A 26,888-nucleotide genomic window follows, 5' to 3' on the forward strand; every position below is an offset into this window, starting at 1 on the left:
CATCGCGGGGCTTTTCTTTTGAGCGGCTTGCGCACGGGCAAACGCCCTTCACCCGGAATCAGGTCAGCCGCGCCCTGCATTCCCACACCGGGATTTCATCCACGCCAACGAACCGGTTGCAGTGCAGAAAAAAACCAGCCGCTCCATGCAGGCCCGGATGAATTCCCAGCACCCGGCACCGCGGCGCGCCGCCGTCCCGCTCAGTCCTTGCCCGCCGGATTGTCCCGCCGGAACAGTTCCCACTCTTCGACCTGGGTGCCGTCCGGCAAATGGCAGATCCCGTACTCGCCGCCTTCGCTGTTCTTCCTGATCTCGACCTTGCCCCCCTTGTCGACGCAATGCACCGAGGCCGGATTGGCCATGCCCACGCGTGGCACCTCCGCCGTACCGCGTGTGCCCTCGCCTGCCGCGCAGGCCGACAGCGCCCCGGCGATGACCAGGATGGCAATGCAATGGATCCCTCGTTTCATGTCAGCTCCCCAGAAGGCTGCAGGCCGGACTGCCCGCTCGGCGCAGGCTAGCAAAGCTGGTGTGCACAACGAAAAAAGGCCCGCACCACGTGCGAGCCCTTGATCTTGATTGCAGTAATTGGTCCGGACGGCCGGATTCGAACCGACGACCCTCTGCCCCCCAGGCATCGGCGCTGATCCGCCTAAGCTACTCATATATATAAGGAACTGGCCCTCTGCACACAGGCACGAAAGCCCGATTTCCTACCTATACGAATCAATAGGTTATAGGTCGATAGGGTGCATGCCCTCATCGTCAAGTCCGCGGGTCCGCGCGGCCATCGCTCCCCGGTACCCCTCACTCAGGTGGCCTGCTTGTAGCTTTTCAGTCACCAAATTGCCTGAGCGGCACTAATCCGAGTCCCCCCAGCTGGGCCGGTGCTACGATCCGGTCGAAAGGGGGGTCTGGACCGATCGGAGGTGATCATGAGTTCGCTGATCGCATCGATGACATTGGGAGACTGGGCGCTTGCAGCGGCGGGGGCTTGGCTGGGGGTATGCGTCGTCATCATGCTCCTGGCCAGAACCCCGCGCCTGGCCTTCGTGGCGCTCCTGAAGGCCCTCCCCTACAGCCTGTTGCCCAAGAGCTAGGCAGAGCTCGTACCGCACACCCTCCCACTTGGCCACGAGCGGGGTGACCATGACCGCCGCCACGGCGACCGACAAGGCCGCGACCACGCCCAGCAAGGGCCTGGATACCGAGCCGCGCTAGCGGCTCTGGTAGTCAGCCATCCGCACTTCATGCTCGGCCGTCTCGCGCTTGTCCTTGCGGCGGTTGAAGTACCACTGCATGGCCAGGCCGGCGATCACGCCAATGATGCCAAGCCAAGAAGCAATGTCGTTGGCCGACACGCCGCCGAGGAATGCGCCCGCGCCGCTGGTGTAGGTGATCCCCTTGGCAACGCCGGCCATGGTGATTTCGGTCTGCTCGTTCATGCCCTGTCCCGGTTGGTTTGGGACATGCTGAGCGGGCAGGGAGGGGGTTCAACGGGGCATAATGAAGTCCCTGCGCTTGCGCCATCCTGCGGATGGGCCTCCGACAGTGTGCTCCGTGCGGGTTTCCCATAACCCAAGGACTGACATTATGGAAGAACTTGTACTCGAGCTACCCCAGGAGCTATCAGGGCCAAATGAAGCCCTTGAGGATGATCTAAAGAAGTACCTCGAAAATACCGACGGTATTCTTAGAAAAGTTCTAGATCTTGACGTCTCGATGATCAACGACCGAGCTGTCGCCGACGATTACGAAATTGATGATATCGATATCGACGGGGATGAAATTCAAATCGACTATCGCATCAACTACTCGATTTACAATGGATGCAAGGATTGGAACGTCGTCGACGACGACGACCGATCAGTGAATGGCGTATGGCGAGCCAACACCCTACGATTCGTACCGGTGAAACATCCGGAGCGCCTCGCTCCAAACGAAGAGTTGTAGTTGACAGCAAGAAGAAGCCCCGCATTGCGGGGTTTTTCGTTTCAGGCTGCTGCCGGCAACTGCATCGGCGCTTCGGGCGGATCGACATCGAACCAGTCCGCCACGAACTGGCCGAACTCCGGTGAACAGCGGGCTGCGTGATTGACCATCGCACGCCTGCACGCCAGTTCCCGCACCTCCGGCTCGGCCTCTTCCAGCTCAATCGCACATTCCAGGCACATGTCGTACCGGAAGCCGGCCGCCCGCGTGTCGCGCATGCTCCGGCTGATCTGCAGCATGTCCTCAATGCCCTTCCCGCAGCAGTCGCAGGTCAGGGGTAGAATCTTCCTTGCCATGGTCGTTCCTCGCTTGAACGTCTGTGGAAGGCCGGCGGGGTGTTGCTGCACCCCGTTCGGCCGCTACTGATCAGTCTTCTTCGCTGTCGTCATCCAGTGGCAGCTTGATCTGCGGGTTGAGCTCTTCGAGCCGGGCCAGATGACGCGGTTTCACCGACTTCCAGTTAGACAGGTCTTTCCCGCAACGGGACACGTGTTCTTGGTCGCTCTGGTAGTCCAACCGCGCAGCCTCCCAATTCTCGAACTTGGCGAGCGCCTGTGTCTGGATGAATTCGGCCATTCGGTTGAAGGCATCGATAAAGGACTCCTTCATCGCGGCTGCCCTTTCACCCGTGAATCCCATTACGAGGAACAGGAACCCGTCCTTTGTCATCTGGACAACTGGCTCCGGCTTCCCGTTAGCCAACTCATTGATTTTCAAGCACTGCTGAAAATTGAGCGCCCTGAATCGCTCCGAGCAACCGAGGTTCCTGATTGCTTGCAGCACGTTGCGATGCCGCTTTCCGAACTGGAGCGCAACGATCTGACTGTCAGTGATCGCCTGTCCACCTGCCAGCATCACCAAGTCGCTCATGCCGCCTTCTCCTGCTCCTGCTTCATGCGGGACTCCAGCTCGGCGTTGAGCTGCCCATTGATGGATCGGTGGTCACGCTTCGCCCGCTCCTTCAGCCACGCGTACACGGATTCCGAGATTCGGAACTGACTCCTGACCTGTTCATCTGCCATAACGCCACCTCTGTTCATTGAAATGCCTCCACGATAGAGGCATGCCTCTACTTTAGAGGCAGACTTTTGGCATTGTCAACTCCACAATGGAGGCAATTCAGTACTAGGCACGTGCATGCGCCCCAAAAGCCAAATCGACTTCGTGAAGACCGCTTTGCGGCTGCCGCCGGAACTGCATGCACAGTTGCATGCATCGGCCAAAGAGGAAGGCAGGACGTACAACGCGGAGATATTGGCCAGGCTCGAAAGGTCATTCGAGCCCGTCTTCCGTTACGACGAGCCGCTCCGCTGGCGCATGGCGCTGGCCGGGCACCGGGAAGTGTCCATGTCGACCGCGGAAATCCTCGTGCGTTCCAAGGAACGCCTGCTGGACCTGATGGAACACCAGGTGGAAATCGACCCATTGACCGAACGAAGGGGCAAGCCGGAGACGGTCAAAGCGAGGCTGGAAAAGGTCAATGGGCTGCTGCGCACGTACCACGAGCAGCTGGAGCTGACCACTGAATTGCTCGGCGAGATCGCAATGGCGGAGATAGATGGAAAGCCACTGGACGAAAAAGAGATCATGCGACGTGTAATCGACCGTCAAATCAACGTTGCCGTGGCTGACTGACCCCAAGCCCAAGAAGCCCACCAAGTAACCAGGAGCAGCAAGGATGCAGCCGAACATCCCCGTACCAACCGACAACCTATACAAGTTCCAGGCTCTTTTTGGCCTCGTCATCATTATTTCAGCGATTGCTGGCCTGTACCTGACGTACGCCACGACGAACGCTGAGCTGGTCACGATTGCCGATCGCTTCTACGAGCTTGAGAAGGAGCAATTAGCTGCTCAGCAGGAGACAGTTGCAGTCGGGGCAGTTGCCGTCTCGGACTCTCGGTCAGCGAACGCTGCGAAGGGGGTGAAAGCGGTTCTCGAGAAGCGGATCGAAGTTGCTGTCTCAAACCGCCGAACCTACGTCGCGGTGCTGTTCTTGGGGATGTTTCTAGGCGGGGTCTTGGCATACTTTGGGTTCACAAAGTGGGCCAAAATTCAGCCTATGCACGACAGGCTCCTTGAGCTGCAGGTCCAAAAGGCCGAAAAGGAGCTCAACCAGCCTTGAGGCAGGCCGCCGCAATAGCCTCCCCACAGGCCCCCCTCCAAAGCCCTGCTATCCTCCCGGCGCCATTTCGAAGGAGAAGTGAGAGTGATTTCAAGGAAGTTGGCTGTCTTGATGCTTCTTGCGCTATCTCTTGCGGTAACTGCACCAGCCGTGGCGAAAGGTGGTGCCACTGCAGGGCAGTTGGCTGAGGGATGTAGCGTGCTTCCTGCGATGCAGGATGGGCAGGACGAGCCCCCGAACCTGTCAGAGGGAGAGACCATGATCAGGATGGCGCGCGCAGGTCTCTGTAGCGGCTATACCCAAGGATTAATAACTGGTTATGTCCTCGCAGGATCAACAGCTGGTGGAGAGAGCTCCACGAACTTCTGCATGCCAGATCGCGTGACACCTAGTCAGCTTTCGCGAATTATTGTCAAGCACAGTCAAGATCATCCCGAGACCGAGCACGAGGACGCGACCCAATTCGTGGTGACCTTGCTTATGGGCACCTTCCCTTGCAGGTGATAGGTTCTCCCACAGCCCCCCCCCGAAAAGCCTTGTTATCCTCCGCTCAACAGCGAGGAAACGGGGCTTTTTTGTGGGTGGCAGGATGCAATCCAACCGGGAAGGTGTGTGATCGCAATTCAGTCCTTCGCGTCGTCGATATGCAGACGCTGCTGAGGTAACCACACCTCCAACACGCTGGCCGTGAGGGCCAATCTGCCCTCAACTGGGGCTTGCCTTGGCGAATTCCAGGGCTAGAATTTCGCCCGCCACGACGCTCCCAAGATCCGGCCGTGGCCCGCCGCCCACCGGTGAAAGGGACTTCAACCGGGGCGGCAACTCTCCAGCCTGGCCAGGTCGCGCCAAAGGGCCCACCGAAACGGCCCATCCCAATATCTGCCCAATTCCGCTTGGTCGCGGCTATGCTGACCGACCAAAAGCGATCAAACGACAGTTCAGTTCTATAGGGGTGAAATGGAAAATCGGTACGGAAAGCTCGCGTCGTGGGTCTACAACCTGGACAAGCCAGTCGGTCGGTCATTCGGTGATGTGGAGTACTACCAGCAGATTCTGAGCGAGTGCGAAGGACCCATCTTGGAACCTGCGGTTGGCAATGGCCGGGTTCTCGTGCCACTGCTCAAAGAAGGGCTTCCCATCGAAGGGTTCGATGCTTCCGAGGAAATGCTTGGCTACTGCCGAGACGCTTGTCGAGAGCACAACGTACTTGGGACCTTGATGCGATTCAGCTTTGGGGACTTCTCATACGACAAGAAGTTCGCTGCAATAATCATTCCGGCGGGATCGCTGCAACTGATCACGGACGCAGCATCGGCAACGGCCGCTCTGAAGCGGTTCTACGAACATTTGTTGCCGAACGGCAAGCTAATTCTCGATCTCGACTCAATCGACGGCTTTCTGGGCGCTTCTGGTGCAATTCGCAGCTGGACGACAGAGCAAGGTGAACTGTTGACGCTGACAGATCATCGAGTAGAAACCGACTACGTGGCTCAAACGACTCTTTCCCATCTTCGCTATGAGCGCTGGAAAGGCGGCAACTTAGTGGAGACAGAGCTCGATCTATTCAAGCTGCGCTGGTGGGGGGTCGAGGAATTCGGCCTCGCATTGCAGGCTACTGGCTTCAGCGACGTTGTTGCGTCGGGCAACTACCAACGCGGTCGCGCACCCCGAAAGGGTGACCAAGTTATCAGCTTTGAAGCACGGCGCCCCTAGAAGCGCGACGCCGTAATCCTAGGCTCCAGCGGCCCTGCTCATGCCGGAGTACCCTCGAGATTGCCGCCCAACGAATTGACATAACCGCAGGCGCCTATTCGTCTAACTAAATGCGCCCAAGCCGTTCCGCTTGACGCAGATTTCATTCGCGACAGCAAAGAATCCTGCCCGATCTCCGATCACATCGGAGGGGACCTCACTTCAATTTTCGTGGAGTTGGCACCATGGGATCTGTTGCAATGTTTTTGGAAGGACCAGGTCAAGAACGTCGCCCGGTGAAGGTTCTGTCGAGCGAGCATGTACGCCTCCGATCTGGCGCCACCGACGGCATCCGCATCGTGCATCCACTGGCTTCAGAGATCGAGATGAAGACGCTGATTGACGCGAATGGAGAGATCGCAAGCCAAGTGGATTTCGACGGGTTCCGGTTCAAGTACAAGGACTCGGATATACCCTGGACCTTGGTGGTGGGTTGATCAAAAAAAGCCCGGCACTTCGCCGGGCTTTCCCTTTGAAGGCCCCCACCCACCTAGCCTTGCCTATCTCCGTCACATCAATCAATCCAAAAGCGACTATGCTGCTTGTAAATCAGCAAAGAAGCCAACAAGAAGGCCACATAGAACAAGCCTTCAGGCCGGTCGAATCCTCACTGATCGTAGATGACACCTTTCGCGCAAGGATCACCTTCAGCATAGCCACCGTGCGAGATGGCTGCATGAGGATCAAGAAGATGAGCGCCAGAAGAGATAAAGATTATGTGGACGTGGTGAGTGAGCTCTCTTACTGGCAGGAGCGCTTCAACCACGGATCGTTCATTTCTGACTCCTTCGAAAAGAAGTGCGTCCCGGTGATCAAGCTCGCCTGTGAAATCTATTTGCGAGACCCACATGGAACAGAAGCCTCATGGGCAGCCGCCCTGCACCACCGCATTCCACCATTGACATCCAGGTTGAACGCGGAAATCACCAAGCACGTGGCACAGCTCTGCTGGAATCGGCTGAACGAATCAGATCAAACGGAGCCCTATTCATCCCCAAGGCTTCAATAGCACCCTCCCCTAACACGGCGAGGCGCAACCTTCATCTGCGGTGACCTCACCGCGATGGAGTAGAAAATGACCAACGTAAACGACACAACCAACACCCAAGGCCAGCAGGAGCGCGATACCAAGCGCGCACCTGGTGCGCCTCAACAGAACGACAACGACCGCAAGGACGCGGAAACCAAGGAAGGTAAGCCTCAGGATGGCGGCAAATCCCAGCAGAAATAAGCCATCCTGCTGGTGACTGAAGGAGAGCTGCGTCTGAACGCGCAGCTGCTCCGAAGGAATGGACAGCAGTGAGTAACGTAACGAAAGCGAAGGCGCTGATGGCGAAGATTACCTATCAGCTTCGCCCACCAGAAACGACAACGATGGCGCCATGCAAGAACTGCGGCAGAAGCAGTCCAGGCGGCCAGTCCTGCGCCGACTGCCTTTGCACAGAGCTTGAGACTTTGATCAAGAACAAGGGAGCAGTAATTCGATGGTCCAAGTCAGCAAAAGCGGCAGCAGAGGACGAAGCGCTTATCCTCACCTACGCGCGGCGAAGCTGAAGCACCGAAGAATTCCAGCCACCTCGTTCGCGGAGGCACGCCGACAGCCGCAATCACAAAGAAAATGGGCTTCGAGCGTCAGGAGGCCATATGGCTTACAGCGCGCAATACCTCACTCAGGAAGAATGGATGAACTTGCACACGGCCTACCTTTCCCACCAGGCAGATTCATTCTTCTGGGATATCTATCAAGCCCTTATGGATGAGGCGACACGGCGAACTGGGCAAGGGATACATGTCGCCAATGAACTAGCTGGGGCGGCGGTGCAGTTCGGCGCCACCCGAGTAGCTCTTTTCGTAAAGTAGAGAGGCCCCGCTTCTGCGGGGCCTTCCATTTAAGGACACATTAGACTGGTCGAACTAGCGCCCTCATCAAGGGTAACAACGAGAAGAGAGATAAGGCACGCATAGCTCGTATTTGCATCATGCACTTTACGCCCTGAAGGCCCAGCAACTACCGACAGCATCAGCGAATCACACAAATCCTCGCGAAAGCGCCTATGGTAGGGCCACGAGCCCAACCCCCGCTCCAGGCCAGACTGATGAACTATGACGACGCGAGAGCCGATCTCGATGATCTTGCTCTTGAGATGACCACGCTCAATCACTCATGGAACTACACAACGCGCCTCGATAAGCTGAGGGCTTTGGCAATTCTAACGAGACGCGCACTAAAAGAGTCCGCAGGAACCACAAACGAGCAGGAGCGCCGGAACGGGATTGAGGCAGTACTGGACCGCATCACTAGCATGATGGGGGCTACCGCTCAGCTTGAGCATCTGAAAGAAAGCTATCGCCGATAGCGACTGCGCATCAGCGAAATGCCGGGCCGCCAACGATTGGCTGGCGACCCGGCAATGGAACCGCTGAAAGTGACGCGGCACCATGACGTCATGAACCGTTCCAAAAGAGGAATCGGTTTCCCTTAAAGAACCATCCATGACGAACCAATACTCTGGGAACCTTGGTTAACTTGACGTGCAGCCCGAGGCGTCGCTTCACGGCAAGGTCTGACCGGTTCCCTCGGGCACGGGGTCAGGAAGCGGCTCCGGCTCCGCGCCGATCCCGAAGTGCTGCGCCGCCCGCTGGACGTAGGCGGCCTTGATCCCGGCAACGATCACCGCGGCGGCCAGCGGATCGGAAAGGCCCACGTCGTAGCTGTTCCCCAGCACCTCATCGATGCTGTTCTCCAGCTGCGGACCCAATGCCTCGCCGCGCTTGAACGAGCCAATGTAGCTCCACCACTGGGTATGCCAGATCACCTTTCCTGCCGTGCTCGGCGACCCATCCTCGTTGGGCGTGAAGAAGATTTCCGCCCGCCGGCACACCAGCACATCGCGGTTCGCTTCGTCGTAGACACGTTCAACGTCGCCAGCTTCCGTCACCCGCATTACCTGCTCGCTCATGCTCAATACCCCGAAACGTCAACAGTGATGATCTGCATCTGGTTGCTGGATGCCACTGGAGCCGGCGCGGCCCAGGGCGCGTAGGAGCCCTCCCCCGTGTTCTGGGATGCGACCGTGCAGCCCGTGGCCGAGGAAGTGATCAGGCTCGCGGAGCACGCCCACATCCAGTTGGACGACGGGGTGGCTTGGTTGCCCATCCAGCGATAGGCCGGGATGGGAACGATCTGGGCGTACTGCCCGGCCGGCAGCACGACCGACCCCGCCGCCGACGTGCCTGTCAGCACGGTGGAGTTGACGACCCGCATGTACCGCTGCCGCGAATCAAACACCGGCCTTCCCTGGGCGTCGAACAGTCGAATGCCCGCACCGCCCCCGCCAAGCACCTTCGGTCGGTCGAACACGAACACCTCGATCTCGTCCGTTGGCGCTGCCCCTGCGCCATGTGCAGAGATCCAACCGAACTCCCAGCCGCCCGCGACTGGCCGGGCTCGCATCACCGTCCACGGCTTGCTGCTGCGCGCGGCGACGATGGGGCGGTCCAGTCCCGGCAGCGACAGCAACGCTTGGTTGCCATAGCCGCCGGTCACCGGCCCGGTGTTCCCTGCGTTGAACTTCACCGTGTGCTTGGACACGAGCGCATAGTTGAAGAAGCGCTCATCGATGATCAACTTCAGGTCATCGTTCCTGATTTGAAAGCCCGCGCGCATCAGAACGTTCCGTAGTAGAAGCGGCCAGGCCCTGACCAGCTCAAAGTTGTGCCACTGACCGTGGGCAGCATGAAGTTGCTGGGGTACATGATCCCGTTCTGATCCAGCACAGGGAAAACGAATGGCGTGCCCTCGGCCAGCTCTGGAACGACAACCGAGCCGGCCGAAGCCGGCTCCATGTATCCAAGCAAGCGCGTTGCCCGGCTCGTCAGTGTCAGCTCAACGACGTTCGCAGCGCTCCGCGTCCTAAGTCCCGCTGGCATCTACGCCTCCTATCAATCAACAAGAAGACCAAACTCAACCCGCTTGACGTTGTTGTTGTCCCGGATAGTGACCAGGGTGTTGATGATCTCCATCGAGCCCTGTGCGTTAGAACCACGGATGATCGCCACGCCGGCAGTGGTCTTGCACTCAATGCAGTTCGCAGTGGTGCAGTTGGCTGCGCCGATGTTCGGGCCGAACCACTCCATCAGCGCGCCGCCGACACCGAACCCAACGCCGATGATCTTCTGATAGTTCGCGTTGAAGACACGCAAGTAGTTCCCGGTGATCTCCATGCTTGCCGATGCACCGTCCGCAGCCAGAAGCCGAAAGTAGTCCATGACGAAGGTCGTTCCACCCCTCAACCCGTCGTTCTCGGTAATGGTTCCTACCCATCGACCGTTCACATCAACGCCAACCGTGTTCCTCGCACGGATAACATTCTGCTCCTCGCTCAGCAATTCGATTTGCACGTCATCCACCAGGACATACGTGTTCGGATTGCCGATGTTGCTGCATCGGACGCAGAACTGCAGGAAAGACACGCCAGCCGGGACTTCCCACACACCGGTCACCTTTCGATAGTTGTAGTCCAGCCCCGGAAGCGCAACATAGGCATCGGTGTCGTAGTGCGTGGTGTACTGCCGGCTGTTGTTCCATGCGCTCGCCGAGATACGAACATAGCCAGCCGTCGCCACGCTACCTTGCGCGCGGACCCAGAACGTACACCGGAACTTCTGGCCTTGGCTTACGCGGATATGCCGCTGGTTATAGACAAGGTTGCTGAACCCAACAAGCATGCGCAGGCACCGACCGGAACGGGCATTGGCGGTGCTGAGGTCGGAATACAGCGGCATGCCATAGCTGTAGGTGTCCACGACACCGGTGCTAAAGCCCCAAGCCTTATCAGTTTCGAACCCGCCATCGAGCGTGACGATCGCGTTTGATGCAATGCTCACCTCCGAAAGGTTCGTGATGGCCGCACTTGCACCGTCAGCCGTCACCTTCACTTGGCCAATCTGCTGTGCCTGAGTCGTCACCCGCCCATCAATGCTGCTAACGTCGGTGGTCAGGCCCGAGATTGCAGCGGCCGTAATAACGCCCTGTGCCGATTCGACCTCGCACACGGCGTTATCGACCAAGATGCCACTTCCGACGGCAGTGTGATTCCCGATGTAGATCATCACCTTGCCGGTTGCAGCTCCAGCCGGCACATCCACCCAGCCCGACATGATGCGACTACCCCACACCCAGCCGCCGGTCGTTGTCGTGATCCACGGCAGCCACTGGTTCGGCAGGGCCGTTCCCGTGGTGTCATAGAAGCGGACACCAACACGGATCTGCGTACCAGCCGCTGGAGCGGTGCCGGCGGTCTGCGAGTCGAGCGAGAGATACACGCGCTTCGAGTTGCGGATCTCGAAAACTTGCGCGTTGAACAACGTTCGATTCGGGTTCGCCGCGTCACCATTGAACCGCATCGAGTAGCGGCCATTTGCTGCGGAGCCGTCAAAGAACGTGGACGACGGCGGCAGCTGGTTGTTGCTTGGGCTCGTCTCGACAGTACCCCAGCCGATGTTCCCCGTGATGGCTTCAAAGGACGGGTTCTGGATCGTCGCGATGTCGCCGATGGCACTGCGAACGGACGTAAGGCTGTCCGCCATCGCGTTATCGCGCGTGACACTGGCCTGCTCAACAGCCGTGACACTTGCCTTCGTCGCAAGATCCGGGATTGTGGCTTCAACGTTGCCCACCCGCAAGCCGAGCGCGCCATCGCGGTCAACGCTGGCTTGATCCACCTGGTCAACACGCGCCTTGGTTTCAAGCATGCCCGTCCCTGCCGGCATGCGTGCCTGCAGCGAGTCGACGCGCAGCGCTTCGGCTTCCAGTTCCAATGCGGTGGTGGTGGCAAGCTGCAACGCAGCCGCAGCGGCCTCTGCCACTGACGCGAACTGGCCGATGTACTCCCACGTGGCCGGGTTCGTGCTCGGCCTGACGTTCGTGTTCGCAACGTTCGCGCGATAGAGATTCCCACCCTCTCGCACGAGCCAGCCGGCAATGTAGTCCTCCGTTTCGGACCACTCGGGGGCATTAACGATTTCCCCGATCTCGCCGGCCAGTGCGTCCACCCGTGCGATAGCCTCATCGCGGGCTGCGTTGGCCTTTGCCGTTGCATCTGCCGCCGCCTGCTGGGCGTACTGCAGGTCTTCCAGCGCACGGTCCCGGATCTCGGCATCGAGCCGGGCCTGTTCCTCGGCCTGCTTGCGCGTGATCTCCTCCAGGCTATCCCCGATGCCCCCGATCTGCTCGCCCAGATTATGGGTGAGCGTCCGCGTGATCACCCGCATTCCCACGGACAGCTCGCCGCTGGTATTGCGGCTCCGGCAGGCGAAGGTCCACTCGCCGGCTACCGGCTCCACGGCTTCGAATGCGGCCGTGTGGTATCCGTCCTTGCCGACCGGCTTCATCAAGTCCCAATCCGGGCTGGCCAGCAACCCAGCGACGTAGCGGATCTCGACGCCGGCAAAGTCTGGCGACTGCAGCGTTCCTTCCAGCCAACCCCAGGTGTACTGCCTCACGCCACCGCTGCCGGACTGCACGTCGAACAGGTCGACCAGGACGGGCGGAACGTCGGCCCCCGCGGTGGTATAGGACACCGAGGCCGCAACGCCGGCCTCTCCGTCAGGGGAGTACGGGCGCACGACGATGGCGTAGGTTCCCGCCTCGGGGATGCGCCAGGTGGCAGTTCGGGTCTGGGTCTGGGCGACGTCTCGAAGCTCCTGGCCTTCACCTGCGGCCCGCACGACGATGTTGCTTACCGGGCCGCTGATGTCGAATGTGGCCGTCAGTTCGGTGAAGCTGGTGTTGCCCTGGACCACCAGCTGCTCGGTGATGGCCACATTGGAGGCAACCGGCCGCGTCTGCAGCAGCGAGCCGTCGGGGGAAGGCACGTAGTGGCCGGTGAGGACGTAGTTCCAGAACTCCGGCCCCTCAGCCACCACGCGCACGCTCGCGCCCTTCAGATCGCTCTCCGGCTCCACGGAAACGACGCGCACACGCAGGCCCGGGGTCTGCTTGAAGTCGTAGATCCACAGCGTGTCGTCCGGGGGGTTGTCCGGAGTGCCACCCGGCAACGCCGCATCGGCCGGCCAGGCATCTTGCAGCTCGACGGTGTCGCTCTGGCCAGTGAAAGGCTTCACCCGCAGCACTCGGTAGACGCGCTCCCCGGGGATGCGCAGGCCGATGTAGGCCCCGCCGCTGGCCGGCGCCGGTACAGGCTCGTCCAGGTGCAGGGTGACCACCCCGCCGCTACTGGTGGCGGCGACGATGCGCCCGCCAACCCCCCATTGCGTCATATCGTGCTGCATAGCCAGCAGCGACAGGCGCTGATAGCTCAGGTGCTCGATGTCGGTGCTGTAGCTGATGTCCTTGTACTGATAGAGCGACTGGGCCAGGTGCCAGCGGGCCAGGCGCGCGGCGTGTTCCTCGGTGGTGACACCCTCGCCCGTGACCTGCGCCGGGTTAAGCATGGTCGTCACGCCCGGCGCCGGCACCCGGATCGTCTTGGTTTCCCAGGTTGTGCCGTCGGCGTAGGTGTACTCGATGCCGTCGGCGGCATTGCTGAGCGTGTAGTCGACCTGAAACTGGCCCTTCTTGATCGTGGCCATGTTGACCACACCGGACAGCGGCTGCTCCTGCGCTGCCCACACCACGCCCAGGCGGCCGCCGGCCCAGGTGATCTGCCCGAAGCCGGCCAGCGCGATCGCGGCCAGCACCTGATCGTGGTTGCGTGCGTCCTTGATCAGGAAATCGTAACGGTAGCCGTTGGCCGCGCAGTGCAGCGAGAAGGCCTTCAGGGACTCGATGTCGATCTGCGCGTCCGACAGAGCCATGCCGCCCAGCAGCCTGCCTTCGCGGACGATGCCCCGGGCATAGGCGAGGATCTGCGCGCCCGGGTTGCTGGTCTCCTGCGTCGCCCACTCGGTACCGGTCCAGACCGGGATCGGGTCAGCATGGCCGATCGCGCGCAGCTCGTCCGGGGAGCCATTGAGCTGGCCGGTGGCCTTCAGCTTCACGCCGGTGCGGGAAATGCCGGTGTAGTCGGCCTCATCGACCTGCACGCTCGTGAGGGTCGTCCAGGCAAAGACCGCTTGGGCCCCGCTGCCGTTGGTGTTCAGGCCTGCAGTGCGCACACGCACGTCGTACTGGCCGCGCGCCACGTCCTTGGCGTAGCCGACCCGGTGCAGCTTGGTCTTGTTGCTGTTGAGCGTGTAGCTCCCGAAGCTCAGCCAGCTGGTGGTACCGGTCGGCCGGTACTGGATCTCGACGCGCTCGGTGTTGTTCTTGTCCTTGCCCTTGCTGGTCTTGTCGTACAGCTGGTACTCAATGGCCACGACCAGCCGCACGGTGTCGGCCGAGCCCGTGCGCTCCACCCACGCCGAGGGCTGGTGCTTCGGGTCGCTGCCGGTGTCGATCAGCTGGCCACCGTCGATCACGTCGGCGTTGCTGTACAGGGGGATGGCCTGCTCCGGCATCTGGCTGTAGCCGGCGTGGAAGACCTGCGCCCCCTCGTACGTGCTCAGCAGCGTGTCGCCGTTGTAGAACTCCTCCACGCGGCCGACGTTGATGCCAGCGCACAGCAGCATGCCCAGGTACTGGTCGTTGCCCTCGTACCAGGTGTACGGCTTGCTCAGCAGGTCAGGCGTCAGGCGCACGCGCCCGAACAGCAGAGGCAGCGGATCGTAGGGGCGCAGCTGGTTGCGCGCGCCGGTGATCGAATACACCGAGTCCTGCTGCTGGCCAACGGCCTTGGGCGGCTTGGGTGCCAGCACCTTGTTGATCAGCATCGACCCGGCAATGTAGACCGCCGACTGCACGGCCAGCGTTCCCAGCGCGGTCGACGTGCCCAGGGTGAAGCCAGCGATCGCACCACCGCCGAAGGTGAAGTAGGTCAGCGCGATCATGGCCACGACGGCCAGCGCGGAGCGTCCGACGCCACCGCGCACCTCGATCACCTGCCCCGCCTTCGGGTAGACGTGATGCCACAGGTGGCGCTCGACCTCCCGGCCACCGACCGACACCTCCCACGGCTGCCCGTCCAACTCGGGCACGTTGCGCACCAGCAGGGCATACAGGCTCTCGCCCGGCCGCGCCTCCCACACCGTGTTCCGCTGGCCGTCCAGCAGCGCCGGGTGTGGGGTGACAATCAGCTGGCCCGGCTCGGTGCGCGGCAGTTCCATCAGACCCATGAATATGTTCCTTCGATTCGCAGCCCGTAGTCGGGCAATTCGCGGGCGCGATGCAGGATCGAGCAGCCCGTCTTTTCGTTCGCGTGCAGCACGTAGGCCTCGTGTGACAGCCAGAAGTACACGCCTGCATGCCCGGGGCGTTTCTGTCCGTGCTCGATCATCAGGACCAGGTCACCGTCCTGCGGCGCTTCCGTTCGTCGCGCGTACGGCCTCGACAACTCGCCGATGGCGGCCTGTCCCTCGGCACCGCGCGGGCGGCGGCCAGGCATCTGGATCTGCCGCCCGAACAGCTCTCGCTGCACCAGCGCCACCAGGTCGGCACAGTCGAAGGTCTGCTCGTCGTAGGGCAGCAGGGTGAAGCGCTCGACGTCGGCCAGGCGCATCAGAAAGCCCCCGGCGCGGTGAACGGGTTGTAGCGCAGGCGCACGGCCTGCTGCCGCATCAGTGCGTCGTAGCCGCAGCTGGCCGTGGCAGTGCGCGTGTTCACCGACACCTGGGTGATCGGCAGGATGTAGGTCCGCTCGATCACGTTGGGGTTTGCCCGGTCGCTGATCATCAGCTTGGCCTGCACGACGTCGTAGGGCTGCAGGCGCTCCAGATCCTGGGTGATGCCCCGCCCGATGTTGTCCAGCGTCAGCACCGCCCGGGGCGTCTGCCCGGACACGTCGTCCGGCAGCTTGAAGCCGAACGGCACGCCGATGTACTCCACGCCGTTGCTTACCCAGTTCCGGGTGTCGTTGACGATGCGCATGGTGTCGGTGAAGGACGGCGCCGATACCTCCAGGAACAGCAGCACGCCGGCAAGATCGGTGACGCGCTGCCGGCGCTCCAGAAATGTGCTCATCGCAGGTACTCCACAACGACGTCCATCCGATAGTCACCCGCTTCTTTCTCATCGGGTGCAAGCTGGCCGAGCGCCCCACCTTCGAGCCGGGCAGTAATGGTCTGCCCGGTGAACGGGTGGACCATGGTGAACCAGCCGATTCGGCCGATCTCGTAGAAGTACCAGTCCTCGAAGATCAGGACAGCGTCCATACCAGTGAAGTAGAGCGTCATGCTCTGTTTCATCAGTACCTGGCTGTTCTCCAGCCGTTGCTTTGGCACGCCCCGCTCCATTTCCGTGCGAAGAACCGACGGATCGAACGAGCGCCCCTGGCCATCGAAGACCACTCGGGCCACAGAAGGCATCGACGCCATTACACGCCCTCCGACAGGTTGAACCTGCCCTTCATTCCGGCATACAACTGCCCTTGTCCACCTCCAACCTGCGCGCCCAGGTACTTGTCCACCTCGCCGAGCATGACCTCGATGTCAAAGCCACCCGACGCGTTCCTCGACGCGGATGCAGTCGTGCCCTGTGGCGCATTCCGAACGTTGACGTTGATGCCTCCCAGCACCCCCACGGCAGGCGCGCCACCTCCGACCACACCGCCGTCGGCGAACGCACGCACGCCGCGGCGCATGGCTTCCACGATTCCTACACCACCTGCACGCGCAATGTCGGCCTGCGACCACACCACCTCCCCCTTGTGCACGATGCCCGCTGGTTCGAACTTGCCACCGGGTCCGGTGTAGCCCCCCTCCGCCTTGCCGTTGCGCAGCAGCTTCTGCATCACGCTGGCGAACACTCCACCGGTTCCGGTTGCCCCCGAGGCACCCGCCGCGCCACCGGAGAGCAATCCATCGAACAGCGTCTCGCCAATTCCGGAGATGGCCTTCTTGATCTGGATGCGTGCTAGGTCCGCCAGGATGGACTTGGTCATGTCCGAGAAGCTGACCTTCCCGGTCTCGGTGAACCCCACCCACACGTCCTCCAGACCGCTGAACACCGAGCCCACGACACCGCCCATCTGCTTGGCGGCGTTGCCGGCCTCCTCCTGGTAGTTCGCCCATGCCCCCTTGGCCCCGAGCAGCCAGTTGCCCTCGGCCTCTTGCAGTTCGGCGTAGCTGTCGCGGATGGCCAGCACCCGGTCCAACGTCTTGGCATGGAGAGCTGCCTGCTCTTCCTCAAAGGTCCGTTGGTCGATCTGATCCGCATTTCGCTGCAACGTCAGCTGCCGCAGCTTGTCCGCGCTATCGGCGTATGCGTCGTTGATCTGCTGTTGGATCTCGTACTCGCGGTCGCCCATGCCTACTTGGGCGACCCGGGTCTCCATGTGGCGGCGCAGCGCCGCATTGCTGGCCTCCAACGCCGCGGTGTAAGCAGCTACAACGTTGGTCCGGGTCTTCTCGGACGCCTGCTCCTCCTGCTTCAGGACATCGAGCTTCGCGGCTCCCTCGATGCGGACTTTGGCCAGCCGGGCTTCCAGTTCGGCCCGCTGGCGCTGAACAGCAATGCCCTCGCGTCCGGCTGCGGCGTGGCGACCGAGGAACGCGATTTGCCCCTCCAGGGAACGTGCCTCTGCATCGGCACCCTGCTGGATCAACTCGCGCATGTGCCGGTAGTAGTCATCCGCACTGATCTGCCTTGCGGCGAACTGAGCGCGCAGAGACTGGGTTCCGGCCGCGATCCTGGCTTGCTCTACGGCGAGTTCGTCTTTGTAGCCCTGCAGGCCCGCAGCGCGGTTTGCCGAGGCCATGCCTGCTCCGGATGGGGACCGTTCACGGTACTTTCGCTCGATCGCGGCCACCGCCTGGGCGCGCTGCGCTTCGAGCCTTTCAGCGAGCTGCAGCTCGCCGGCGAGCTTGGCATCCGCCACGCCTTTGTCGATCCTGGTGTTGATGGCCTTGATCGCGTCAGCGCGCTGTTGCGCCTTGGACTCCTGGGACGAGATCAGCCGGTCATTCTCGATCGCCAGCTCATTGGCGGCCTGCCTTGCCGATCGCTTCTCGGCGTCGGCAACTTCCCGGCCCATCTCCAAGTTGATCGCCTTGATGCGGTCATACCGCCGCATCACAGCGTCTTCCAGCACCTTCTGCTGGGCGGCATTGAGCACGAATCCCGAGGTGGGATCGCGCGACCGATTCAGAGCATTGAGGTCACGCTGATTCTCCAGCATCAGCTCCTGCAGCTGCGTGACATTCTGGACCGGCCTGCCGATGCCCATCATGGCGTCCCACGCCTCGGACGCTCCGATTTTCACGTACTTCCACGCATTCTCCAGCGAGCCCAGGTTCTCCTCGACCTTTCGCGCCACTTCGATGGTAGCTTCGGCATAGGTCCGTGTCGCAAGCGCCTGAGCTTCCTGCTCCCGTCCCTGCTCCTGAAGCGCCTTGATCTGCTCGTAGACGGTAAAGGTCAGGAAGTGCTGCGATTCGTTAAGTTCCGCGATCGCCTTCACAGGGTCCTTCGCCAGATCAACGAAGCTGGCAACCGTTTCCTCGATCGACTGCCCCGTTGCGCGCTGCATCGCATCGGCGGCTTCAGCAACGATGGCAAAGTTCTCAGAGGAAATACGCCCAGTCGAAGCAACAGCAGCCAATGCCCGGGATGCGCTGGCCTGAGTTGACGCCGAATTGGCATCGATCTGCTGTGCCATCGTCGCAAGCTGGGATGCCGTCACGCCCGCACTGTCGCCCGCCTTCGCCAAGGCCTTCTCGAACTGGTTGGACTCCTGGGCCCCCTTGTAGGCGGCGAGGCCCAGCGTGGCCAGGGAGACAGCCAGGACGGATGCCGGGTTGATCATTCCGATCACGGCGGACGATACCCCCTTCAACGCCGGTGCCACCCCGCCAAAGCTGTCTTTGATCTGGCCACCCTGCTGCACCATAACCGTGAAGAACGGCATCCCGCCCTGCAGGCTGGTGAAGATGTCGGTGAACTGCGCCGGGAGCTGGCGCATCGCCTGCGCGGTCTGGCCAGCGGACACGCCAAGGTCACCGATGGGGTTCTTGGCCGGCAGTGGACGGCCGGCTTCGCTGCGCACTTCGCGCAGCTGGCGGGTGAGCATGCCCAGACCCTGCCGAATGTCGGCAAGGTCGGCGCTGATGCGCACGCGCAGGTTTGCAGATGGTTCTGCCATGGGCGGGTAGCTCCTAAGGGCGCGCCGGGGCGGGCCCGGTCATCAGGTTCTGGTACTGCTGCCAGCCGGCAGCATCGGCACCGAAGGCAATGCGAACAGCCAGAGCCAGGTCCGCCAGCCGCTGGCGCTCGTCCCGGGCCGCAGCTGCGGTGAAACCCCGCAGCTGAGCCAAGGTGAAGCGCATGACATCGGTACGCGTGTGGCCGCGCGAGATCAGGTACTGGACGAGTTCGGCGGTGTCGGGAATGCGACCGCCTCCCTCACCGCCACCACCATCGTCCGCAGCCGGCGGGCGAAAAAATCCTTGTTGAGGCCCGCCACCGCCTCGAGCAACTGTGCCACTTCGTCCAGAGTGCCTCCGGAAACCCATTTGGGCTCCCGGTCCACGGCGACGCCCAGCGCCGCGGCGATCTCGTTGCCGTCCTGCTCGAGCAGGTCGAGGACGATCGCGCCCGCTTCAACGCCCTTTGCACTGTCGAGCACGCCTGCCAGAAGGGCAATGCGTGCAATGGCAGTTCGGCTTGCCCCGATGAAGGGGCCCAACTGCTCCAGGCGCAGCGGCTGCACCTGGAGCAGTTCATTGCGGAACCGCACCGACCGGGTGGGCGGGTTCAGCACCTCGTCCACGGTCGGTGCGGTGCCATCGTCACGTCCGGCCATCGTCACTTCTCCTGCTGCCAGTTGAAGTAGGCCGACTTGTCGGTACCGGTGGCCTTGCTCGGGTCCTTGTTGACCTTGCCCGACACCGAGCCGGCGCCGTGTTCGTTGCCGATCAGGCCCATGCTCTCGATGACGCCGCCCGAGACCTTGTGGAAGACCGCGCGCACGACCTTGCCACCACGCGCCTCGTTCGCACCGTAGAACTGCACCTCATAGAACTTCTGGGCCGTAACGGCGGCCTCGACGTGCCCCAGGGCGGCGTTCTTGTAGCTGACCTTGATGTTGGCCGCGCCATTGACCGGCGCCGGGATCGTGGAGCCGGCGGGAATGAACAGCATGCCGCGCTCGAAACGGTAGTCGGTACCGGCGGCATACGTGGTCGATCCGGTCGCAGCCTTCACCGCGGTGATTTCCGAAGCAATGAGCGACAGCGGCGTGTAGGCGCCGACGGTGGCCACCGCGTCCTCGTCCACGACCGTGCTGGCGGCGATGTCGCTGGCCTTGCCGCGGGTGGCGCGCGCGAAGTTGGCCGGGTTGAAGTCGTGGAAGGTGTAGCTCAGCGTGTAGCCGGTGACGCGATCGACGCTGTTGGCCACGCCGCCGCCGGGGTTCTGGCTGTCGGCCAACTCGATGGTGTTGGTCTGGGCGGCGGTGGTGAAGGCGGAGACGTTTCCGACTTCCTCGAACGGCAGTTTGGTCCCCCACTCACGAATGAGGACGATGCCGCTACCCAGGTAGCTGTAATCTTCGGCCATGTTGGCTCTCCAGTTGGGTTGCCGCTGCGCGGCGGGTTACTTCTTGGGGATGTGGGATTGGTAGGTCATCAGCACGCCCACCCAGCCCGCGCCGGCCTTCTCCGGCAGCAACGGCTCCATGCCGACGTACACGGGGACCTGGTGGCTTGGCGGGTAGTTGCGCGCGGTCGCGCTGTTATCGAGCGCGGCCTCGATGTCGCTGATCAGGTCGTCGAGGGCTTCCTGATACTTCTCGGTGTCGGCCGGCACCTTGGCCATCACGCTGACGGTGGTCAGGCGGTGGGTGTTCACCTTGGCCTGGTCGGTGGCGCGCTGCTGCTTCTCGATCACCGCGGTGAGCACCGCCTCGGTGTCCTGATCGCCGGGACCAGGCTCCAGCGTCCAACCGACGCCGGCATCGGTAAGGAAGCCGGCCTGCTTGGTGATGCCTTGGAGCGTCTTGCCCATGGCATCGAGCAGCGCCTTACGGGGACTTGGCATCAGCCACCTCCCACTGCTGGGTCGACGCATCGCCCCGCAGCTGCTTGATGAGCTTGAGCTCCCGGCCACTCCCAACGATGCGAACCACCGCCCCCTTACGCGGTGACACCTCGCTCAGCTGCAGCGTGATGCGGTCGAACAGGACCGGAATCGGTGCCAGATCGTCGTCGGTGAACTGCTGCACGTCCTCGTCCAGGAACACGGTGCAGGGGGTTTCCGCCCCTTCGAAGATGTAGCGCGCCGAATCGGCAACGCCGACGCCGTGGAACGACTTGAATGCGAGCGCGTCCATGCGCTGCAGAAACGCCTTCTGGTTCAAGGCAGTGGCCTCGCGGTTTCCATCGCCTTCTCCAGCTCGCGCTTCAGGTAGAAGGGCATGAGCTTCTTCCACGTGTCCTCGGCCATTCCGAAGATGTCGTAGCGCGGTTGGTAGTTGGCGGTGCTGGTGAAGATGAAGACCGAGCGCACGGCCGAACCCCAGCCGGTGCCGATCCGCTCGTAGATGCCTGGCCGGAGCTTTCCGCGCCGCTTGGTGATCACGAAATACTCGCCCCCCTTGGGTGCACGCGATCGCCGGCGCTTGGCACTGGTCGGCGTCTGGTTCTGGTACCGGTCCCGCTGGGCGCCCAGCTGCGATAGCAGCTTGGTCACCTGACCGGCCGGCACGTTGCCGTACTGGTTTGGGCGCGCTCCCCGGCCCATCACCGCGAACTGGCTGGGCGACATCAGCCCCTTGCCCTGCAGCAAGCGCTCGAAGCCCTTGCGCCGGCGGGTGCCTCCCTCCACCTCGGTGAACAGGTACTTGGACGGCGGCGTGCCCTTGAACGCCTCGTCGCGGATGAAGATCTCCGCGTACGGGCGTGCCTTGGTGGCCTTGCGGTAGAGCGCGGCGTTCTTGGTGAGGGGCGTCGGCCGGTCGAACACCTGCGGGGCGCGCTGCTTCCAGCGCTCGCGGATCTCGAAGGCAACCTTGTTTGCTGCCTGCGACGTCGCAAACGGAAGTTGGCTGCGCTCCAGGTCGGTGAGCTGCCGGCCGAGGGCGTTGTCGGGGTCTACCCCGATGCGGATCTGAGCCATATGACCTCCAGCCCGGCCCGCACATGCGGGCCGGGCCTTGGGCTTACTTCGCGCCCGGCTTCAGGCGGATGACGGCATCCGGGCGGGTGTTGATGTTCAGCGGGTTGGACTGGCTTTCCAACTGAATGCCCTTGTTCATGCGCATGGGGGCGGTCTTGCTGTAGTACGGCAGGCCGATTCCGCGCACGGTCTCCAGGTAGTCCGCCGGTGCGAAGCGGGTCAGGAACATGTCCGGCACGCCCAGCGGGAGCGCGATCGCCTCGTTGTCGGGGATGGCGACCTTGCTGCCCGCGCTACCCGGCAGTTCCTCGAAGGTCACATCCCCGAACGTGAAGCCCTTGCGCAGGTCCGAGCGCAGCGCAGCGCCGTCCTGCCAGCGCTTGTAGGCCTCCTGCACTTCCGGGTGATCGACCAGCGCATCGAAGAAGCCCGCGCTGCAGAACACGTGGATGCCGGTATAGGGCACCCCACCCAGCTTGGCCTCGATCGCGCGCTTGATCGAGACAACCTTGGAGCGGACCTTCGTGTCCGGCTTGGTCAGCTCCATGCCGATCACCGACTGCTCCACGCCGAACTCCTCGTAGAAGTCCAGGATGACGGAGCCGTCGGCATTCAGCAGCTTGCCCTGCAGGGCGCCCATGCGGTGGTACTCGATCGTGTAGTCCAGGTCACGCTTGTGTACAACCTGCAGTCCGTTGACCACCGCCGCCACGTTCGAGCCATTCGGGTCGGCCGGGTCCCACACGCCCAGCAGCTGGTCGGCAATCACAGTCGAGTTCTGCGGCAGGTGGGTGGTTTCCAGCAGCTTGACCTTGCCGCGGTCCAGGCCCTTGGGCTGGCCCGGCGAGCCGCGCGGGACGTTCGGCACCAGCACCAGCTTGTTGTCCTTGATGCCGATCCTGACGATGGTGGTTCCGACCAATCCTTCTTCCTGGAAGAGATTCATGTCGGCGATGCGGGTGGGGATGCGCGGCAGGTTGTTGATGTGGGCGTTCAGTGCATCGAAGCCCAGCGCACCCAGCGCCAGAAGGGTCTGCAGATCCATGGTGTTGGTCTCTCTCGAAAAGGGGGGATACGAAAAAGCCCCGCCGAAGCGGGGCCGTGTGTCACGGGCGGGAGCGGGTTGGCCCGACTCAGGCGGCGTCGATGGTGATGGTGTCGCTGGTGGCTTCGGCCAGATCGGTCGCGGTCACCTTCAGCGTGTACTCGCCGGCCGCGCTCAGCGAGGCCGCATCCCAGGTGACCACGCCACCCACGGCCGCCTTCGCGCCGCCGCCGGTGAGGTTGCCGGCGCCGCTGGCCTTGGCCAGGGTCACGCTGATGGTGCTGCCGGTCACCAGCGCGCCGAACACATCCTTCACGTGCGCCACGATCGGCTCGAGGACTTCGCCCGCCGTGCCGACCAGCGGGGTATCGGCAAACACCAGGTGATGGGCGGTGTTGGACGCGATGGGCGTTTCGGTCCAGCGGGTGATGATGCCGGACTCGGCCAGGCTGATGGCCGCCAGCAGCTTCTGGTCGGCGGTCACACCAGCGGCCCATGCCAGCTTCTCGCCGAACACTTCGGCATTGCGGGCCACCGCTGCGCCCTCCACGGCCAGCGCGCCCGCATCGGTACCGGTTTCGACCGGGCCATAGAGCACCTTGACCGCATCGGCACCGTTCACGGCGACGGTGTTGTCCGCCTTCAGGAGCGTGCCGGCGGACAGCATGCCCTGCCCGGCCGGGATTCGGATCGTCTCGCGGCTGCGCTCGCCGTTTGCATCGGACAGCAGGAATTCGCCGGTGCGGGTGCCGGCCAGGGAAATCTCCATATCAGTTACCTCGATTCTTGTAGATGTGGGTGGGGTCCAGCTTCGCCTTCACTTCGGCGGCGCGTGTTTCGGCCGTGGTGGCCGGGTGTGCGGTGATGACCTGCGAACTGCGGCCCTCCTCCGCCTTCATCGACAACAACTGGGTGCGTACCGTGTCGAGGTCGGTGTTCGTCTCGATGAAGCTGGCCGCCAACGCTTCGCCACCGGCCACGGTGGCCGCACAGGCGTCCAGCACATCGTTTGCGTACTCCAGCGCGGCAGCGCTGGCTTCGCCGGGCTGCTCACCACGACGGATCAGGGCCATGCCGATCGTCGCCGGCAGGTCGCTGGCTGCCACCGTCGCGGCCAGGCTCGGCTGCTCGGCAGGCGCGGCCGGCGACGCGCTCGCCGCAGCCGGCTGCTGGGCCCCGGTCTTCGCCGCCAGCGCCTTGTCCATCTCGGCCATGAGCGAAGGACCGGCAGACGCCTCGCTGGCCTCCGGGGTGCCTTCGTCCGCATCGTCGCCGGCCGCCGCTGGCGCGGGCGTGCCCCCGGCACCCAGATGGGCGATGAGGTCATGCCAGGTGCCCAGGCGCGTGGCAAAGCCGATGTCTACCGCCGCCTGTCCACGATAGGTGGCCGCCTCTGTGGCGCGCACCGCTTCCGGTTCCATGCCCAGATTGCGGGCCACGGTATCGACAAACAGCGTGCGCATGTCCTCCAGATCGGCCAACGCCTGAGCGTGGGCTTCCTCGCTGAGCGGGAAGTTCGGGTTGAAATCGACCTTGCGCGCACCGGCGTACAGCGGCGTGACCTTCAGGCCGATCTGAGCGTTGTTCCCGCTCCAGTCGTAGTGGTAGGCCACCACACCGACGGAGCCCACGGTACCGGTGCGACTCACCCAGATTTCGTCGCAGGGCGATGCCAGCGCGAAGCCGGCGGAGGCCGCATAGTCGTCCACGAGCGCGTAGAGCGGTTTGCGCCCACGCGCCTGGTAGATGTGATCGACCAGATCAAAGCAGCCGGAGGCCATGCCGCCAGGCGTGTCCAGGCGCAGGATGATGGCCGTCACCGCGTCATCCTCCAGCAGGTCATCGAAGGCGGTGCGGATTGCCGCATAGCTGACTGGACCGGGTCCACTGGCCCCGGGCATCGGCCGGTTGACCATCGCACCGGACAGGTTGATCACACCGATCACCGACTGGGTGACACCCACCGCCTCACCGGTGGAACCGGCCACCTCGAACCGGTCGGCGCGCAGCTCGCTGTCGGCGCTGGTGATCTTTCCCTCCAGGTAGCCGCCCACCAGCGCCTCGCCGATGGCCGGCTGGACCAGCAGCGGCTGGTTGAGGACCGCGGCGGCCAGTGTGGTCACCACCGGGGCCTTGTTACCACGGTTGAGGAGTCGGGCCAGCAGGCCGGGCTTACTCGTCATCGTTGATTCCTTCATCGTCGGCGGCGCTATCAGCGCCGGTTTTCGTTCCCTGCCGCGCGCCAGAGGCGTTGGTGCGGCGGGGGTCGCTGTCGTAGGTCAGGCCCGCCTTGTCGGCCCGCTCGTTGTCGTCCTTCTGCTCGCGGTCGACCTGCTCGGGGTCTTCGCCCGAGCCCAACACCACTGCAGAGCGCGATTTGAAGCCGGCCCGCACGGCCTTCACTTCGGAATTGACGTCCTGCACCGGGTGGCTCCAGGGCCAACCCTCCGGCACCCACAGCGTTTCGGTGACGTCATCGCGCAGCGACGCGTAGCGCGGCACCTTCAGCAGGCCCGCCAGCACTGCCTGGTCGAAGAACGCATCGCGTACGCGCTGGCAGAACATCGGGATCATGAACAGCCACTGGTCCTGCTCGATGACGCGGCGGAACTCGTTGAGGATCAAGCGCAGCGCGCGGTCGGAGATGTTGCGCAGGTCGCCGGTCAGCACCTCGTAGGGCACGTCCTGGCTGGCCGCGATCGCCAGCAAGTGCCCCCGCAGGAAGTCGCCGTAATCCGCACCGGCACCGGGCGGCTCGCTGAACGTCACTTCGGTGTCCGGCGGCAGCTCCTGCACCGTGCCGGGTTCAAGGCCCCCGATTGCCGTGCCGTCATCGTCCTCACCGGAGATCAGGTCACCGATGGCCTCCACGTCCTCGCCCTCCGCGTTGGACTTCTTCGTGATGAACGCGGTGAACAGGTTGGCCAGGTTCTGCCGTTCGAGCACCGCATCGTCGAGGCGGTCCAGATTGAACATCCGCAGCAACGCGGGGGCTGAACCCGGCACGCCTCGGATGGCACCTGCGCGGTTTGGGCGATACAGGTGCAGGACCTGTTCGACGGGCACGCGCACCAGTTCATTGCCGTTGACCATCAGGTGCTGGTCGCCGGGGTGCTCGCGGTACATCCAGTAGGCGACGCGCCGGCCAATGAGGTCGAACTCGATGCCCTGACGGATTGCGTTCCCGTTGCTGGCCACGCCGTTGTAGTGCTGCGGGCACTGCTCCGACTCGATCAGCTGGACCTGCAGCGGGACCGGCAGCCCATCCTCGCGCCGGCGGTACCGCAGCCGGGCGAACACTTCGCCAGCCTCCTTCCACTCGCGCCAGGCCAACGCCTGCATCCCATTCCAATCGAGCACGCCGTCCGCGTCGGCGTACTTGCCCCAGCGGCGCCAGAGCTGGGTGACCTGCTTCTTGTGGGCCTTGCTTCCCCAGATCGCCTTCGCCTGGATGCCCGTGGCGATGCCGTTGGAAACGCTCTTGTTGAGCGCGCTGACCATCCAAGGGTCGTTGCGCGCCAGATGCCGTGCCCGGGCCAGAATCGTGGGCAGGCCCAGCAAGGCTCCGTTTGGGCCCAGCGACATGGGCCGGAACGTGCGCAGGCGGCGCCCGTTCCCGGCCGCGCGGTAGCTGCCTTCCATTGCCTCAGACATTGCCGGTCCCCGATTGGTAAAGGCGCACGACACGGTGCCGGCGGCGCGGCGGCGAGGAACCCTCGCCGACCTCCTCGCGCATCTGCTTCAGCAGCCTGCGCATCGCGTCCAGGCTCTGGTAGGTCACGGTGCGGTCGGCGTATCGGACGCTCAGCACACCGGCCGCGATCGCTTCTTCAAGCGCCACGGTCTGTTCTTTCGTAAATGCCATT

At 63.0% G+C, this 26,888-nt stretch carries 31 protein-coding genes; 9 read left to right on the forward strand and 22 right to left on the reverse strand.

What is annotated here, in order from left to right; all coding sequences use genetic code 11:
- Positions 1–200 precede the first annotated feature (200 nt).
- Complete coding sequence (locus IB227_RS02030) at positions 201–470, reverse strand: DUF333 domain-containing protein (RefSeq protein ID WP_132862954.1); 270 nt, start codon at positions 468–470, stop codon at positions 201–203.
- 465 nt (positions 471–935) lie between these two features.
- Between IB227_RS02030 and IB227_RS02035 the strand changes: the two genes are divergently transcribed.
- Positions 936–1,100: a hypothetical protein gene (locus tag IB227_RS02035; protein ID WP_192286114.1), complete on the forward strand. Its 165-nt coding sequence runs from the start codon at positions 936–938 to the stop codon at positions 1,098–1,100.
- Between the two features lie 117 nt (positions 1,101–1,217).
- Here IB227_RS02035 and IB227_RS02040 read toward each other — a convergent pair whose 3' ends face one another.
- Complete coding sequence (locus IB227_RS02040) at positions 1,218–1,445, reverse strand: holin (RefSeq protein ID WP_192286115.1); 228 nt, start codon at positions 1,443–1,445, stop codon at positions 1,218–1,220.
- A 148-nt stretch (positions 1,446–1,593) separates the two neighbouring features.
- Here IB227_RS02040 and IB227_RS02045 point away from each other — a divergent pair, with 148 nt between their 5' ends.
- Positions 1,594–1,953, forward strand: coding sequence for a hypothetical protein (locus IB227_RS02045; protein ID WP_192286116.1), 360 nt, complete (start codon positions 1,594–1,596; stop codon positions 1,951–1,953).
- Positions 1,954–1,994: 41 nt separating this feature from the next.
- Here the strand turns inward: IB227_RS02045 and IB227_RS02050 are convergent, their stop codons facing one another.
- The 3 genes from IB227_RS02050 to IB227_RS02060 form a co-directional block, all read right to left on the reverse strand.
- The gene (locus IB227_RS02050; RefSeq protein WP_192286117.1) at positions 1,995–2,288 is read right to left on the reverse strand and encodes a hypothetical protein; all 294 of its coding nucleotides are present in this window, start codon (positions 2,286–2,288) and stop codon (positions 1,995–1,997) included.
- Between the two features lie 70 nt (positions 2,289–2,358).
- A complete protein-coding gene (locus tag IB227_RS02055) occupies positions 2,359–2,862 on the reverse strand; it encodes a Rha family transcriptional regulator (protein ID WP_192286118.1) in 504 nt (167 codons plus the stop codon).
- Complete coding sequence (locus IB227_RS02060; protein ID WP_192286119.1) at positions 2,859–3,014, reverse strand: Arc family DNA-binding protein; 156 nt, start codon at positions 3,012–3,014, stop codon at positions 2,859–2,861. The genes IB227_RS02055 and IB227_RS02060 overlap by 4 nt, the downstream gene beginning before the upstream one ends.
- 115 nt (positions 3,015–3,129) lie before the next feature.
- On the opposite strand from IB227_RS02060, the gene IB227_RS02065 reads away from it, so the two are divergent.
- The 7 genes from IB227_RS02065 (at position 3,130) to IB227_RS02100 (ending at position 8,226) form a co-directional block, all read left to right on the forward strand.
- Positions 3,130–3,627, forward strand: coding sequence for an Arc family DNA-binding protein (locus IB227_RS02065; RefSeq protein WP_192286120.1), 498 nt, complete (start codon positions 3,130–3,132; stop codon positions 3,625–3,627).
- A 43-nt stretch (positions 3,628–3,670) separates the two neighbouring features.
- Positions 3,671–4,117: a hypothetical protein gene (locus tag IB227_RS02070; protein WP_192286121.1), complete on the forward strand. Its 447-nt coding sequence runs from the start codon at positions 3,671–3,673 to the stop codon at positions 4,115–4,117.
- Between the two features lie 957 nt (positions 4,118–5,074).
- Positions 5,075–5,830 (forward strand): class I SAM-dependent methyltransferase, encoded by a 756-nt coding sequence (locus tag IB227_RS02080; protein ID WP_192286123.1) that lies wholly within the window; start codon positions 5,075–5,077, stop codon positions 5,828–5,830.
- 224 nt (positions 5,831–6,054) lie between these two features.
- Entirely contained in the window at positions 6,055–6,306 is a 252-nt protein-coding gene (locus IB227_RS02085) for a hypothetical protein (protein ID WP_192286124.1), read from the forward strand.
- Positions 6,303–6,878, forward strand: coding sequence for a hypothetical protein (locus IB227_RS02090; RefSeq protein ID WP_192286125.1), 576 nt, complete (start codon positions 6,303–6,305; stop codon positions 6,876–6,878). The genes IB227_RS02085 and IB227_RS02090 overlap by 4 nt, the downstream gene beginning before the upstream one ends.
- Positions 6,879–6,944: 66 nt before the next feature.
- Positions 6,945–7,100: a hypothetical protein gene (locus IB227_RS02095; protein WP_192286126.1), complete on the forward strand. Its 156-nt coding sequence runs from the start codon at positions 6,945–6,947 to the stop codon at positions 7,098–7,100.
- Positions 7,101–7,965: 865 nt separating this feature from the next.
- Positions 7,966–8,226, forward strand: a complete 261-nt coding sequence (locus tag IB227_RS02100) for a hypothetical protein (protein ID WP_192286127.1) — start codon at positions 7,966–7,968, stop codon at positions 8,224–8,226.
- A gap of 195 nt (positions 8,227–8,421) precedes the next feature.
- Here the strand turns inward: IB227_RS02100 and IB227_RS02105 are convergent, their stop codons facing one another.
- The 17 genes from IB227_RS02105 to IB227_RS02185 form a co-directional block, all read right to left on the reverse strand.
- Positions 8,422–8,829, reverse strand: coding sequence for a hypothetical protein (locus IB227_RS02105; protein ID WP_192286128.1), 408 nt, complete (start codon positions 8,827–8,829; stop codon positions 8,422–8,424).
- Between the two features lie 2 nt (positions 8,830–8,831).
- Positions 8,832–9,536 (reverse strand): hypothetical protein, encoded by a 705-nt coding sequence (locus IB227_RS02110; protein WP_192286129.1) that lies wholly within the window; start codon positions 9,534–9,536, stop codon positions 8,832–8,834.
- A 275-nt stretch (positions 9,537–9,811) separates the two neighbouring features.
- Complete coding sequence (locus tag IB227_RS02115) at positions 9,812–15,043, reverse strand: host specificity factor TipJ family phage tail protein (RefSeq protein WP_192286130.1); 5,232 nt, start codon at positions 15,041–15,043, stop codon at positions 9,812–9,814.
- The gene (locus tag IB227_RS02120; protein WP_192286131.1) at positions 15,034–15,426 is read right to left on the reverse strand and encodes a peptidoglycan endopeptidase; all 393 of its coding nucleotides are present in this window, start codon (positions 15,424–15,426) and stop codon (positions 15,034–15,036) included. Before IB227_RS02120 ends, IB227_RS02115 begins: the two co-directional genes overlap by 10 nt.
- Positions 15,426–15,887: a DUF1833 family protein gene (locus IB227_RS02125; protein WP_192286132.1), complete on the reverse strand. Its 462-nt coding sequence runs from the start codon at positions 15,885–15,887 to the stop codon at positions 15,426–15,428. Before IB227_RS02125 ends, IB227_RS02120 begins: the two co-directional genes overlap by 1 nt.
- On the reverse strand, positions 15,884–16,240 hold the full coding sequence (locus tag IB227_RS02130; RefSeq protein WP_192286133.1) for a hypothetical protein: 357 nt from the start codon (positions 16,238–16,240) through the stop codon (positions 15,884–15,886). The genes IB227_RS02125 and IB227_RS02130 overlap by 4 nt, the downstream gene beginning before the upstream one ends.
- Positions 16,240–19,005, reverse strand: coding sequence for a phage tail tape measure protein (locus IB227_RS02135; RefSeq protein WP_192286134.1), 2,766 nt, complete (start codon positions 19,003–19,005; stop codon positions 16,240–16,242). The genes IB227_RS02130 and IB227_RS02135 overlap by 1 nt, the downstream gene beginning before the upstream one ends.
- 213 nt (positions 19,006–19,218) lie before the next feature.
- A complete protein-coding gene (locus tag IB227_RS02140) occupies positions 19,219–19,665 on the reverse strand; it encodes a hypothetical protein (protein WP_225591562.1) in 447 nt (148 codons plus the stop codon).
- Between the two features lie 2 nt (positions 19,666–19,667).
- Entirely contained in the window at positions 19,668–20,420 is a 753-nt protein-coding gene (locus IB227_RS02145) for a hypothetical protein (RefSeq protein ID WP_192286135.1), read from the reverse strand.
- A 36-nt stretch (positions 20,421–20,456) separates the two neighbouring features.
- Complete coding sequence (locus IB227_RS02150) at positions 20,457–20,900, reverse strand: hypothetical protein (RefSeq protein WP_192286136.1); 444 nt, start codon at positions 20,898–20,900, stop codon at positions 20,457–20,459.
- The gene (locus IB227_RS02155; RefSeq protein WP_192286137.1) at positions 20,884–21,192 is read right to left on the reverse strand and encodes a hypothetical protein; all 309 of its coding nucleotides are present in this window, start codon (positions 21,190–21,192) and stop codon (positions 20,884–20,886) included. The genes IB227_RS02150 and IB227_RS02155 overlap by 17 nt, the downstream gene beginning before the upstream one ends.
- A 23-nt stretch (positions 21,193–21,215) precedes the next feature.
- The gene (locus IB227_RS02160) at positions 21,216–21,977 is read right to left on the reverse strand and encodes a hypothetical protein (protein WP_192286138.1); all 762 of its coding nucleotides are present in this window, start codon (positions 21,975–21,977) and stop codon (positions 21,216–21,218) included.
- Positions 21,978–22,020: 43 nt separating this feature from the next.
- Complete coding sequence (locus IB227_RS02165) at positions 22,021–23,022, reverse strand: major capsid protein (RefSeq protein ID WP_192286139.1); 1,002 nt, start codon at positions 23,020–23,022, stop codon at positions 22,021–22,023.
- Between the two features lie 88 nt (positions 23,023–23,110).
- Positions 23,111–23,791 (reverse strand): head decoration protein, encoded by a 681-nt coding sequence (locus IB227_RS02170; protein WP_192286140.1) that lies wholly within the window; start codon positions 23,789–23,791, stop codon positions 23,111–23,113.
- Between the two features lies 1 nt (position 23,792).
- Positions 23,793–25,205 carry a S49 family peptidase gene (locus IB227_RS02175; RefSeq protein ID WP_225591563.1) on the reverse strand — a complete coding sequence of 471 codons (1,413 nt, stop codon included), beginning with the start codon at positions 25,203–25,205 and terminating at the stop codon, positions 23,793–23,795.
- A complete protein-coding gene (locus IB227_RS02180) occupies positions 25,195–26,676 on the reverse strand; it encodes a phage portal protein (RefSeq protein ID WP_192286141.1) in 1,482 nt (493 codons plus the stop codon). The genes IB227_RS02175 and IB227_RS02180 overlap by 11 nt, the downstream gene beginning before the upstream one ends.
- On the reverse strand, positions 26,669–26,887 hold the full coding sequence (locus IB227_RS02185) for a hypothetical protein (protein WP_132864847.1): 219 nt from the start codon (positions 26,885–26,887) through the stop codon (positions 26,669–26,671). The genes IB227_RS02180 and IB227_RS02185 overlap by 8 nt, the downstream gene beginning before the upstream one ends.
- Position 26,888 lies beyond the last annotated feature (1 nt).

Source organism: Stenotrophomonas sp. STM01, from assembly GCF_014852135.1.
GTDB classification, from domain to species: Bacteria; Pseudomonadota; Gammaproteobacteria; order Xanthomonadales; family Xanthomonadaceae; genus Stenotrophomonas; species Stenotrophomonas capsici.